Origin of the sequence: Paenirhodobacter populi (assembly GCF_004022215.1) — a bacterium.
In the GTDB taxonomy this organism is placed as follows: domain Bacteria; phylum Pseudomonadota; class Alphaproteobacteria; order Rhodobacterales; family Rhodobacteraceae; genus Rhodobacter; species Rhodobacter populi.
In genome coordinates this window covers 62,643-74,676 of the sequence record NZ_SAUZ01000008.1, presented here as the reverse complement: position 1 = coordinate 74,676, position 12,034 = coordinate 62,643, and the positions used below count along the sequence as shown (strand labels likewise).

Sequence of the window (12,034 nt, the reverse complement as noted above, 5' to 3'; positions counted from 1 at the left end):
GAATCACGCAGGAAACAGCCTTCTTCCCATCGTGTTTCCATAAATATTCCGGGATGAGGCGGATCAGACATCCTTCCAGTGGAAGGATGTCCCGCCGAATGCGCAGGACACGCGCGAGGGGGCTGGCCCCCTTGCACCTCAACCACCCGCGCCCCCCGCAGGGAGCGCGCGCTCAGGCCGCCTGCACGCCGCCCGCCGCTGCCGTCAGCACCGCATGCAGCGCCGCCGGATCGGTGTTCGCCCGCAGCTTGGTGCAGACCTCGGCGTTGCGCATCGTGCGCGACACCAGCGCCAGCGCCTTGAGGTGATCGACCCCCGAATCCTTCGGCGCGAACAGCGCGAAGATCAGGTCCACCGGCAGCCGGTCCACCGCGTCGAAGTCGAGCGGCTTTTCCAGCCGCAGGAACACCCCCACGACCCGGTCGAGCCCGTGCAGCCGCGCATGCGGCAGCGCGACCCCGTGGCCGACGCCGGTGGGGCCAAGAGCCTCGCGTTCCTGGAGCGCGTCGACCGTCTGGATCGCATCCAGCCCGTAGGCTGAATGCGCGATGTCACCGAGGTCCTGAAACAGACGCTTCTTGCTCGTGACCGTGGCCAGAACCTTTACGGCATCCGGCTTGAGCAGGTTGGATAGATCCATCTGTCCTTTTTCCGCGTCCGCCATGTTCAGACGCTCACTTGCTGTTGCGCGGGTCGATCCAGCCGACATGACCGTCGTCACGGCTGTAGACCACATTCACCCCGCCGTGTTTCTCGTTACGGAAGACGAGCAGTGGCTTGCCGGCCAGTTCCATCTGCAACACCGCCTCGCCGACCGAGCAGGTGGGAACCTGCATCTCCATCTCGGCGACGATGACGGGTGCGAGGCTGTCGCCGTCGGCTTCGGTTTCGTCTTCATCCGCGGCGAGCACATACATGTCCGCGGCGGCGAATTCAACCGGCTGCGAACGTTCGCGCGAATGGTCCTTCAGCCGGCGCTTGTGGCGGCGCAGCTGCTTGTCCATCTTTTCGCGGCAGGCCTCGAAGGCGGCATAGATCTCGGTCGCCTTGCCCGAGGCGGTGGCGGTCAGCCCCGTGGACAGGTGCAGGCTGGCTTCGCAGCTGTATTCATGGGCATTTTTCGAGAAGACAATCGTCGCATCGGTGGGGCGCTGCATATATTTGTCGACCGTGGCGTCCAGCCCGGTCTTCACATGGCTTTGCAGAGCCTCGCCGATATCGAGCTGCTTTCCGCTGATCTGATAACGCATGGCTTCTCCTTCACGTCAGGGACCCGCGCCGGACAGGGTCCGGACCGCCGGGCCGGTTGAAATCCTTTGAGGGGATTCGCTGCGTGGCACCGCGATCCGGTCCCCGGCCCAAGACGGGGCGGCCCCTGAAATGCCCGAGCACCGCCGGAAACACGGGCGGCGACGTCGCGCGGAAAGGGGGCGGTGGTCACGCATCTGGGTAGTGTGGGAAAGGAACGGCCCTTCTGTCAACGGGTTGCTCACGCCGCGGCGCGGCACATCGCCGATCGGGGGCGGCAAGCGCCCGGGATCGGCGGTTCCGGATCACGAAATGCGGAAATTCTCGCCCAGATAGACGCGGCGCACATCGTCGTTGCGCACCACCTCGTCGGCGGTGCCGGACATCAGCACCTGCCCGTCGTGCAGGATATAGGCGCGCTCGACGATATCGAGCGTCTCGCGCACGTTGTGATCGGTGATGAGCACGCCGATGCCGCGTTCCTTGAGGTGGGACACAAGGGTGCGGATCTCGTTCACCGCGATCGGATCGACGCCGGCGAAGGGTTCATCGAGCAGCAGGTATTTCGGCGAGGCCGCCAGACAGCGCGCGATTTCCACCCGCCGCCGTTCGCCCCCCGACAGCGCCAGCGCCGGCGACTTCTGCAGATGCGCGATGGAGAAGTCGCCCAGCAGTTCCTCCAGCCGCTCGCGGCGGCGGTGGGCGTCGGGCTCCGAGATTTCAAGGATCGCCATGATGTTCTGTTCGACCGTCAGCCCGCGGAAGATCGAAGCCTCCTGCGGCAGGTAGCCGATTCCCATCCGCGCGCGGCGATACATCGGCAGGCCGGTGACATCGTGGCCGTCGATCAGCACCTGTCCGGCATCGGGCTGCACGAGCCCGGCGATCGCATAGAAACAGGTGGTCTTGCCCGAGCCGTTCGGGCCGAGCAGCGCCACCACCTCGCCCCGTTCGAGCCGGAGCGAGACGTCGCGCAGCACCACGCGCTTCTTGTAGCTCTTGCGCAGGTTGGAAACGACCAGCCCGCCATCCGTGTGATCCCCGGCGGAGGCGGCGGGCCGGGTCGTCGAAAGGCTGTCGTTCATGGCGTCGAACCCTGCGCGCCGGGTTGCAGCACGGTGCGCACGCGCCCGCCTCCGCCCTCCATCCGCCCGGTGCCGGAGCGCAGATCGACGGTCAGCTTCGGCCCGGACATGATGTTCGGCCCCTGCGTCAGCAGCACGTCGCCGGTCATCACCACGGTGCCTCCGGGCACGTCGTAGACGGCGTGGTTGCCCTGCGCCGCCTCGGTCGGCGAGACCATGACGACATTGCCGTCGGCGGTCATGGTGCTGATCTGCGTCCGGTCGCCCTGCACGTAATCGACGGTGACCTTGTCGGCGTTCAGCCGCAGCCCTTCCTGCACGACGATGACATTGCCGGTGAAGATGGCGATGCCGGTGCCCTGATCCACCGAAAGCTCGTCCGAGGTGACGGTGACCGGCGCATCGGGGCTAGAGCGAACGCTCTGGAACGCGACATCCTGCGCCTGTACGGCACCGGTGCCACCGATCGCCAGGAGGATCAGCGCAAGCACCCCGGCGACAGCGGGGCGGAGGGCAGGGACGGTAGCTGGGCGCAGGCGCATGGGGACCTCATTCCTTGGGCTGATATACCAGCTTAACGTTGCCTTTGAAGACCATATTGTAGGGCGCATCGGGGGCGGGGCGGGACAATTCCATCCAGTCGGCCTCGATCGGACCGATGGGGGTTTCGCCGTCGACATGGGTCGGCGCGGTGATCACCCCGTAGTCCGAGGTCATGTCCACCACCGCGCTGCGCATCCGGTAGCCGGTCGAGGTCTGCATCGCCACCCCGTCGAACAGATGGATGGGGCCGCCCGCCGGATCGATCCGGCCGCTTTTCGAGATAAGGTCGGTGACCAGCCCGTCGGTGCTGTCGAGTTTGGCCACGATATCCTGCGCGCGGGTGCCGGAACGGTCGTCGGTGCCGGGCCATGCGGTCGTCGCGCGCACCATCAGGGTCGATCCGTCCTGCGTCACCGCCGCATATTGCGGCGCGCCGACCCGCGCCTGCCGGGCCAGATCCTCGACATCCACATCGGCGTAAAGCGAGGCGGTCGTCGGATCCACCCGGTCCGAGATCAGGAACATCACCGACAGAAGCGACAGCGCCGCCAGCGGCAGAATGACCTTGGCATAGGTCACCAGACGCGAATGGCGGTCGCCGAAGCGCATCAGACCACTCCGGCGCGGAGGAAGTCGTGGATATGGATGATGCCGACGGGGCGGCCGTCCTGCACCACGAAGAGGCTGGTGATCTTGAATTCGTTCATCACGGCGACGGCGGCCTCGGCCAGCGCGTCGGGGCCGATGGTGCGCGGATTGGCGGTCATCACCTCGGCGGCGGTATGGGCAAGCAGGCCCTCCATATGGCGCCGAAGGTCGCCGTCGGTGATGATCCCGGCCAGATGGCCCGCCGCATCGGTGACGCCGACGACGCCGAATCCCTTCTGCGTCATGGTCAGCAGCGCCTCGGACATCGGCATGTCCGGGCCGACCAGCGGCACGTCCCTGTGCATCAGATCGCCGACCTTCGACAGCCGCGCGCCCAGCTTGCCGCCCGGATGGAAGGTGCGGAACTGTTCGGGCGTGAACTGCCGGTGCTTCATCAGCGCGATCGCCAGCGCATCGCCAAGCGCCAGGGTCATCGTCGTCGAGGTGGTGGGCACCAGCCCGGTGCTGTCCGCCTCGGGCGCCTTCGGCAGCACCAGCGCCACATCGGACTGCCGCAGCAGCGTCGAGTCGGGGCGCGAGGCGACGCCGATCAGTGGGATCCGGAACCGCCGGGTATGGGCGATCAGATCGGCCAGCTCGGGCGTCTCGCCGGAATTGGACAGCATCAGCACCACATCGTCGCGCGTCACCATGCCAAGGTCGCCGTGGCTCGCCTCCGCCGGATGGACGAATTGCGCCGGCGTCCCGGTCGAGGCCAGCGTCGCCGCGATCTTGCGCGCGATATGGCCCGATTTCCCCATGCCCGAGACGATCACCCGCCCGCGGGCGCGCAGGATCGTCTCGACCGCCTCGGCGAAAGTGCCGTTCAGCCCCTCGGCCAGCAGGCGCAGGCCGGTTTCCTCATCGGCGATCACCCGCCGCGCGGTGGCCAGATAATCGTCAGTGGTGGAAGATGTCATTCGGTTCTTCCCATCCCAGAAGGTCAAGACGCGCCCGTGTGGGCAGGAAATCGAAACAGGCCCGCGCCAGATCGGTGCGATCCTCGCGCGCCAGCCGTTCGACCAGAACCGCGCGCGCGCGATGCAGGTAAAGCACGTCCGAGGCGGCATAATCGAGCTGCGCCTGCGTCAGCTCCGCCGCGCCCCAGTCCGAGGTCTGCTGCTGCTTCGACACATCGACGCCCACCAGTTCCGCCAGCAGGTATTTCAGCCCGTGGCGGTCGGTGAAGGTGCGCACCAGCTTCGAGGCGATCTTGGTGCAGAACACCGGCGCCGTGACGACGCCGAAGGCATTGTAGAGCGCGGCGATGTCGAAGCGGCCGTAGTGAAACAGCTTCTCCACCCCCGGATCGGCCAGCAGGCGGCACAGGTTCGGCGCCGCGCTCTGGTCTCCGGTGGTCTGGCCTTTGGCGATCTGCACCAGATGGGCGTTCCCGTCCCCGGCCGAAAGCTGCACGAGGCACAGCCGGTCGCGGCGCGGATCGAGGCCCATGGTCTCGGTGTCGATCGCGACGATCGGCCCGAAATCAAGCCCTTCCGGCAGGTCGTTGCGATGCAGATGGATGGCCACGCCGTTCCCTTTCCCTGAATCTGCGCCCGATATAGGTCCTTTGCCCGGCTTTGACCACGGGGGCAAGCGCCGCGCCCCGCGGCATCGGCAGGAATTCGGCTGCCTTCCGGCGCCGCCCGAACCGCCTCTTTGCCATTCATCTTTCCATAAATATCCCGGGGGTGAGCGCGGAACGCGCGAGGGGGCTGGCCCCCTGCCGCCCCATCCGTCTGCTCCACGCTCCGAAATCCGGCCACAAACCGCGCCACCCAAACTCCGATGTGGATTTTTCCGCGAATCTCCCCATCTGTAGGGGCAGACATTGCAAGGAGTCGTTCCATGGCGAAAACCTACGAGAAAACCCCCGAGGCCCTGGCCCGGCTGACCCCGGAGCAATTCCACGTGACCCAGGAAAGCGGCACCGAGCGGCCCTTCACCGGGGAATACACCGACAATCACGAACCGGGGCTTTATGTGGACATCGTCTCGGGCGAGCCGCTGTTCACCTCGGCCGACAAGTTCGACAGCCATTGCGGCTGGCCGTCCTTCACCAAGCCCGTCACGCGCGAGATGGTCACCGCGCATCGCGACCTGACCCACGGCATGGTGCGCATCGAGGTGCGCTCGAAACATGCCGACAGCCATCTGGGCCATGTCTTCCCCGACGGGCCGCAGGACCGGGGCGGGCTGCGCTATTGCATCAACTCGGCCAGTCTGCGCTTCATCCCGAAGGACAGGATGGCGGCCGAGGGCTATGGCGAATTCCTGCCGCTTCTGGAGGATGAGAAATGAGCGAAAAGGCGATACTGGCGGGCGGCTGCTTCTGGGGCATGCAGGATCTGATCCGCAAGGTGCCGGGGGTGATCTCGACCCGCGTGGGCTATACCGGGGGCGACGTGCCGAACGCCACCTACCGCCATCACGGCACCCATGCCGAGGCGATCGAGATCGTCTTCGACCCGGCGAAGATCAGCTACCGGCGGATTCTGGAGTTCTTCTTCCAGATCCACGACCCGACGACGAAGAACCGGCAGGGCAACGACATCGGCCTGTCCTACCGCTCGGCGATCTTCTACCTCGACGAGGATCAGCACCGCACCGCGCTCGACACGATCCGCGACGTGGATGCCTCGGGGCTGTGGCCGGGCAAGGTGGTGACCGAGGTTGCCCCCGCCGGCCCGTTCTGGGAAGCGGAGCCCGAGCATCAGGATTATCTGGAACGGCTGCCGCATGGCTATACCTGCCACCGGATCCGCCCGGACTGGGTGCTGCCGAAGCAGACGGCCTGATGGGATGCGCGGCCTGCTGCTGATCCTCGCGCTTTTCTGCGCGGTTCCGGCGGCGGCCGATCCCCGGCCCGAGGGGCTGATGTGGAGCCGCAGCGGCAAGCCGCTGACCCTGCCGCTGCAGATCCTCAGCGATCCGGGCGAGGATCTTTACGTGACGCTGGACGCCGGGCAGGGGCCGGTGCTGGCCGCATATATCCGCGGCGGCAAGCCGTTCCGCCTGCTGGTGCCGCCGGGCCGTTTCGCGGTGGCGATCGCCGCCGGACGCGACTGGCAGGGCGAGGCCGGGCTTTTCGGCCCCGCGACCCGGCATGTGGCCCTGCCCGGGGCGCTGGACTTCGGCATCGAGGGGGTGGGGCGCCGCTCGGGCCATCTGGTCGATCTGCGCGGCGGCGCGGTCGCGGTGCGGGATTTCGGCCTGTGCCGGGGCCCTGATCTGTCCTCGCCGCGCGCGGATGCGAAACCGCCGCGCGTGGCGCCTCCGGTCAGGATGCCGCCCGAGCCGAAGACGCTTGCCGAACCGCGCCGGGTGGAGCGGCGGCTTTCGCCCCCGGATCAGGCGCTCCCCAATCAACCGCTCGTTCCGGGCGTCGACCCGCAGACCCGCCCCTTTGCCCGGCCGTTCCCCGAACCGTCGCGCATCCCGATCCCGCGCGTCGCCATCCCCGACCGTCCCGCGCCGCCGGTGCGCGCCCGGCCCTCCGCCGCGCAGGCGGGCGCGCACTGGACCGTGTGCGGTTGATCCCCCGGAAAGGCTTGCTCCATTGGGATTTTGCCCGTATATGAGCGCCAACCCATCAGGTCAGGCATCGCGTCCCGGCCCGGTCGGGCGCATCCGACATCGGGTGGAGTGTATAAAGACCGGCGGAGCCAACCGCATGGCCAGTGAAACACACGTAAAGGAAACTGAACCGCATGTGCGCTAAAGCGACTATGGAAGAATTCGAGGCCCTTCTGAACGAGAGCCTCGAGATCGATACCCCGCAAGAGGGATCGGTCGTCAAGGGCAAGGTCATCGCCATCGAGGCGGGCCAGGCCATCATCGACGTCGGCTACAAGATGGAAGGCCGCGTCGATCTGAAAGAATTCGCCAACCCGGGCGAGAACCCCTCGATCGCCGTCGGCGACGAAGTGGAAGTCTATCTCGACCGCGTTGAGAACGCCCGTGGCGAGGCCGTCATCTCGCGCGAGAAGGCTCGCCGCGAAGAAGCCTGGGATCGCCTGGAAAAAGCCTACGCTTCGGAAGAGCGCGTCGAAGGCGCCATCTTCGGCCGCGTCAAGGGTGGCTTCACGGTCGACCTCGGCGGCGCCGTGGCGTTCCTGCCCGGCTCGCAGGTCGATGTCCGTCCGGTGCGCGATGCCGGCCCGCTGATGGGTCTGAAGCAGCCGTTCCAGATCCTCAAGATGGACCGTCGCCGCGGCAACATCGTCGTCTCGCGCCGCGCGATCCTCGAAGAATCGCGTGCCGAACAGCGCGCCGAGGTCATCGGCAGCCTGCACGAAGGTCAGGTCGTGGATGGCGTGGTCAAGAACATCACCGAATACGGTGCGTTCGTTGATCTGGGCGGCGTCGACGGTCTGCTGCACGTCACCGACATGGCATGGCGCCGCGTGAACCATCCTTCGGAAATCCTGTCGATCGGCGAAACCGTCAAGGTTCAGGTCGTCAAGATCAACAAGGAAACCCACCGCATCAGCCTGGGCATGAAGCAGCTCCAGTCCGATCCGTGGGATACGGTCGAAGAGAAGTTCCCGATCGGTTCGGTCCACAAGGGCCGCGTGACCAACATCACCGACTACGGCGCGTTCGTCGAGCTGGAAGCCGGTGTCGAAGGTCTGGTCCACGTTTCGGAAATGTCCTGGACCAAGAAGAACGTGCACCCCGGCAAGATCGTCTCGACCTCGCAGGAAGTGGACGTCATGGTGCTGGAGATCGACACCGCGAAGCGTCGCGTGTCGCTCGGCCTCAAGCAGTGCATGCGCAACCCGTGGGAAGTCTTCGCGGAAACCCATCCGGTCGGCTCGGTCATCGAAGGCGAAGTCAAGAACATCACCGAATTCGGTCTGTTCGTCGGCCTCGACAACGATATCGACGGCATGGTGCACCTGTCCGACCTGTCCTGGGACAAGCGCGGCGAGGAAGCCATCCAGGAATTCCGCAAGGGCGACGTGGTCAAGGCCGCGGTCACCGAAGTGGATATCGAGAAGGAGCGTATCTCGCTCTCGATCAAGGCTCTGGACGCCGACACCTTCTCGGACGCCGTTGACGGCGTGAAGCGTGGCTCGATCATCACCGTGACGGTCACCGCGATCGAGGATGGCGGCATCGAGGTCGAATACAACGGCATGAAGTCCTTCATCCGTCGTTCCGATCTGGCCCGCGACCGTGCCGACCAGCGCCCCGAGCGCTTCCAGGTTGGCGACAAGGTCGATGTCCGCGTCGTCAACGTCGACAGCAAGACCCGCAAGCTCGGCGTCTCGATCAAGGCGCGCGAGATCGCCGAAGAGAAGGAAGCCGTGGAACAATACGGTTCCTCCGATTCGGGCGCTTCGCTCGGCGACATCCTGGGCGCTGCGCTCAAGAGCCGCGAATAATCGCCTTCAGGTTTCGGCCTGAACGGCCCCGCCCGGAAACGGGCGGGGCTTTTTGCTGCGCGGACGGGGCGTTCGATTCGGGCGCGCGCGGCGCGGCCGCTGGCCGACTCATGTCGGTTTTCGTGGCGAAGCGACGGAAACGGCGCTTTCCGGGCTTCGCCGGGGGAGCCGCTTGGCACGATCTTGCACATCCGGCCCTCTGGCGGGCAAAATCATTGCCTTTCCAATCGTTTGAGGTTTGAGCGGCGGAAATTTCTCCGTATAGTCTGGCAAAACTGCCGCCGCCGGCTGCCACCGGCGGGCTCTTGGGGGAATGAACATGATCCGATCCGAGCTGATCGCGAAGATATCCGAGGAAAACCCACATCTCTTTCAGCGTGATGTCGAAAAGATCGTCAACACGATCTTTGAAGAGATCATCGAGGCGATGGCGCGCGGCGACCGGGTCGAACTGCGGGGCTTCGGGGCCTTTTCGGTGAAGAAGCGCGACGCCCGCACCGGGCGCAATCCGCGCACCGGCGATTCCGTCGACGTGGATGAAAAGCACGTGCCGTTCTTCAAGACCGGGAAGCTGTTGCGCGACCGGCTGAACGGCGTGACGGAGTAAGGTATGCTGCGGCTTTTGCGTCTTCTTGCCCTTGCGCTGGTCGCCATCGCGCTGATCGTCGTGTCGATCGCGAACCGCGAGACGGTGACCCTGCATGCGCTGCCGCTCGAGGCGGGGTCGTTCCTCGGCTACAGCTGGTCGGTGCAACTGCCGCTGTTTCTGGTGATCCTTGGCGGGATCCTCGTGGGGTTGCTTCTGGGCTTCGTCTGGGAATGGGCGCGCGAACGACGCATCCGCGTCACCGCCGTCAAGGCGAAGCGCGAGGTCGCATGGCTGGAAGGCGAGGTCGACCGGCTGAAATCGAAGACCGAGGAAAAGCCGAAGGACGAGGTTCTGGCGCTGCTCGACAAGCCCGCCGGACGGGGCTGAGAGGCGGTCATGGTGACGCTTGCGGTGAACCGGGGCCATCCTGACGGGATGCGGCCCGGTGGGGTGCGGGTCAAGATCTGCGGTCTGACGCAGCCGGAACATGTCGACGCGGCGGTCGGCGCGGGCGCGGCCTATCTGGGCTTTGTCTTCTTTCCGAAAAGCCCGCGTCATGTGTCGGTCGCGGCGGCGCGCGCGCTGGCGCTGGAGGCGCCGGTCGGCGTGGCGAAGGTCGGCCTGCTGGTCGATGCGACGGATGACGAGATTGCCGCTGTGCTGGCGCAGGTGCCGCTCGACATGCTGCAACTGCATGGCCATGAAAGCCCCGAGCGTGTGGCGGAGGTGCGGACCCGCTTCGGCCTGCCGGTGATGAAGGCGGTGGGCGTTGCGGTCGAGGCGGATCTGGAACGGCTGCCCGCCTATGAGGCGGTGGCGGACCAGATTCTGGTCGATGCCAAGGCGCCGAAGGATGCGGTCCTGCCGGGCGGCAATGGGCTGGCCTTCGACTGGCGGCTGATCGCCGGGCGGAACTGGGCGAAGCCCTGGATGCTGGCGGGCGGGCTGACACCCGGGAACGTGGCCGAGGCGGTGCGCCTGACCGGCGCGCGGCAGGTGGATGTCTCCTCGGGTGTCGAAAGCGCGCCCGGCGTGAAGGATGGCGCGAAGATCCGGGCCTTCGTGACTGCGGCGCGGGCGTAGGGGGCTGTCTGCCCCCTCCGGGCCTGCGGCCCGTTCACCCCCGAGGATATTTTTGGAAAGATGAAATCCAGGGGCCGTTTCGGGCGGTTCCGGGGGCACCCATGGGACGCCGGGGAAGCGCAGGCGGCGCTTTACCCGCTGCGGCATTCGCGTTAAGCCGCTGGTGATGATCTGCGCGAGGTGAGACATGGCCGAGGACCTTCCCAACAGCTACAAGACCGGCCCCGATGAGGCCGGACGTTTCGGCATTTTCGGGGGGCGCTTCGTTTCGGAAACGCTGATGCCGCTGATCCTCGCGCTGGAAGAGGAATACGAGCGCGCCCGGCACGATCCGGAGTTTCAGGCCGAGATGGAGTATCTGGGCAAATATTACGTCGGCCGTCCCTCGCCGCTGTATTGCGCGCCGCGGCTGACCGAGCATCTGGGCGGGGCGAAGATCTACCTGAAGCGCGAGGAGCTGAACCACACCGGCTCGCACAAGATCAACAACGTTCTGGGCCAGATCCTGCTGGCGCGGCGGATGGGCAAGACGCGGATCATCGCGGAGACCGGCGCCGGGCAGCACGGCGTGGCGACGGCGACGGTCTGCGCCCGCTTCGGGTTGAAATGCGTGGTCTACATGGGCGCCACGGATGTGGAACGGCAGGCGCCGAATGTGTTCCGCATGCGTCTGCTGGGGGCCGAAGTCGTCTCGGTCGCCTCGGGCAAGGGCACGCTGAAGGATGCGATGAACGATGCTCTGCGCGACTGGGTGACCAATGTGCGCGACACCTATTACTGCATCGGCACGGCGGCGGGACCGCATCCCTATCCGGCGATGGTGCGCGATTTCCAGTCGATCATCGGCAAGGAGACCCGCTGGCAGCTTGAGGAGCAGGAAGGCAAGGGCCGCCTGCCCGATACCGTGATCGCGGCGATCGGCGGTGGGTCGAACGCGATCGGGCTGTTCTATCCGTTCCTCGATGACAAGTCGGTGCGGATCATCGGGGTTGAGGCCGGCGGCCACGGCGTCGATGACCGGATGGAGCATTGCGCCAGCCTGACCGGCGGGCGTCCGGGCGTTCTGCACGGCAACCGCACCTATCTGTTGCAGGATGCGGACGGGCAGATCCTTGACGGGCATTCGATCTCGGCCGGGCTCGATTATCCGGGCATCGGGCCGGAGCATGCCTGGCTGCATGATACCGGGCGGGCGGAATATGTCTCGATCACCGATACCGAGGCGCTGGAGGCCTTTCAGTTGCTCTGCGCGACCGAGGGGATCATTCCCGCGCTCGAACCCAGCCATGCGCTGGCCTATGTGACGAAGCTGGCGCCGACCCTGCCGAAGGATCACATCATCGTGGTCAATCTGTCGGGGCGCGGGGACAAGGACATCTTCACCGTGGCGAAGCACCTCGGTGTCGAGATGGCGGTCTGAGGGGGCTCCGGCCGCGCGCGCGGCCGGA

The 12,034-nt window shown here is 66.2% G+C and carries 15 protein-coding genes; 8 read left to right on the top strand and 7 right to left on the bottom strand.

The genetic code is table 11. The annotated features are described in order from the left end of the window. Window positions 1–172: 172 nt before the first annotated feature. The 7 genes from D2T30_RS08260 to D2T30_RS08230 all read right to left on the bottom strand — a co-directional run bounded on the left by D2T30_RS08260 (window position 173) and on the right by D2T30_RS08230 (window position 5,054). Window positions 173–640, bottom strand: a complete 468-nt coding sequence (locus tag D2T30_RS08260; protein ID WP_128181467.1) for a PTS sugar transporter subunit IIA — start codon at window positions 638–640, stop codon at window positions 173–175. 34 nt (window positions 641–674) lie between these two features. Next, window positions 675–1,250 (bottom strand): ribosome hibernation-promoting factor, HPF/YfiA family, encoded by a 576-nt coding sequence (hpf, locus tag D2T30_RS08255; protein ID WP_128181465.1) that lies wholly within the window; start codon window positions 1,248–1,250, stop codon window positions 675–677. Window positions 1,251–1,553: 303 nt separating this feature from the next. Next, the gene (lptB, locus tag D2T30_RS08250) at window positions 1,554–2,333 is read right to left on the bottom strand and encodes an LPS export ABC transporter ATP-binding protein (protein WP_128181463.1); all 780 of its coding nucleotides are present in this window, start codon (window positions 2,331–2,333) and stop codon (window positions 1,554–1,556) included. Then, window positions 2,330–2,875 (bottom strand): lipopolysaccharide transport periplasmic protein LptA, encoded by a 546-nt coding sequence (lptA, locus tag D2T30_RS08245; protein WP_128208477.1) that lies wholly within the window; start codon window positions 2,873–2,875, stop codon window positions 2,330–2,332. The genes lptB and lptA overlap by 4 nt, the downstream gene beginning before the upstream one ends. A 7-nt stretch (window positions 2,876–2,882) precedes the next feature. Continuing rightward, on the bottom strand, window positions 2,883–3,485 hold the full coding sequence (locus tag D2T30_RS08240) for a hypothetical protein (RefSeq protein WP_128208476.1): 603 nt from the start codon (window positions 3,483–3,485) through the stop codon (window positions 2,883–2,885). Continuing rightward, complete coding sequence (locus D2T30_RS08235) at window positions 3,485–4,444, bottom strand: KpsF/GutQ family sugar-phosphate isomerase (RefSeq protein ID WP_128181457.1); 960 nt, start codon at window positions 4,442–4,444, stop codon at window positions 3,485–3,487. Before D2T30_RS08235 ends, D2T30_RS08240 begins: the two co-directional genes overlap by 1 nt. Further along, window positions 4,425–5,054: a ribonuclease D gene (locus tag D2T30_RS08230; protein ID WP_128208475.1), complete on the bottom strand. Its 630-nt coding sequence runs from the start codon at window positions 5,052–5,054 to the stop codon at window positions 4,425–4,427. Before D2T30_RS08230 ends, D2T30_RS08235 begins: the two co-directional genes overlap by 20 nt. Before the next feature lie 318 nt (window positions 5,055–5,372). On the opposite strand from D2T30_RS08230, the gene msrB reads away from it, so the two are divergent. The 8 genes from msrB to trpB all read left to right on the top strand — a co-directional run bounded on the left by msrB (window position 5,373) and on the right by trpB (window position 12,006). Beyond that, window positions 5,373–5,825: a peptide-methionine (R)-S-oxide reductase MsrB gene (msrB, locus tag D2T30_RS08225; RefSeq protein WP_128181453.1), complete on the top strand. Its 453-nt coding sequence runs from the start codon at window positions 5,373–5,375 to the stop codon at window positions 5,823–5,825. Continuing rightward, window positions 5,822–6,322, top strand: coding sequence for a peptide-methionine (S)-S-oxide reductase MsrA (gene msrA, locus D2T30_RS08220; protein WP_128181451.1), 501 nt, complete (start codon window positions 5,822–5,824; stop codon window positions 6,320–6,322). The genes msrB and msrA overlap by 4 nt, the downstream gene beginning before the upstream one ends. Before the next feature lie 4 nt (window positions 6,323–6,326). Continuing rightward, window positions 6,327–7,061, top strand: coding sequence for a hypothetical protein (locus D2T30_RS08215; protein WP_128208474.1), 735 nt, complete (start codon window positions 6,327–6,329; stop codon window positions 7,059–7,061). A 173-nt stretch (window positions 7,062–7,234) separates the two neighbouring features. Then, window positions 7,235–8,914, top strand: a complete 1,680-nt coding sequence (rpsA, locus tag D2T30_RS08210) for a 30S ribosomal protein S1 (RefSeq protein WP_128181447.1) — start codon at window positions 7,235–7,237, stop codon at window positions 8,912–8,914. A gap of 319 nt (window positions 8,915–9,233) precedes the next feature. Then, window positions 9,234–9,521: an integration host factor subunit beta gene (ihfB, locus tag D2T30_RS08205; RefSeq protein WP_128181445.1), complete on the top strand. Its 288-nt coding sequence runs from the start codon at window positions 9,234–9,236 to the stop codon at window positions 9,519–9,521. Window positions 9,522–9,524: 3 nt separating this feature from the next. After that, a complete protein-coding gene (locus D2T30_RS08200; protein WP_338325322.1) occupies window positions 9,525–9,890 on the top strand; it encodes a lipopolysaccharide assembly protein LapA domain-containing protein in 366 nt (121 codons plus the stop codon). A gap of 9 nt (window positions 9,891–9,899) precedes the next feature. Further along, on the top strand, window positions 9,900–10,586 hold the full coding sequence (locus tag D2T30_RS08195; protein WP_128208473.1) for a phosphoribosylanthranilate isomerase: 687 nt from the start codon (window positions 9,900–9,902) through the stop codon (window positions 10,584–10,586). Window positions 10,587–10,773: 187 nt separating this feature from the next. Continuing rightward, entirely contained in the window at window positions 10,774–12,006 is a 1,233-nt protein-coding gene (gene trpB, locus D2T30_RS08190; RefSeq protein ID WP_128208472.1) for a tryptophan synthase subunit beta, read from the top strand. The last annotated feature ends 28 nt before the right edge of the window (window positions 12,007–12,034 follow it).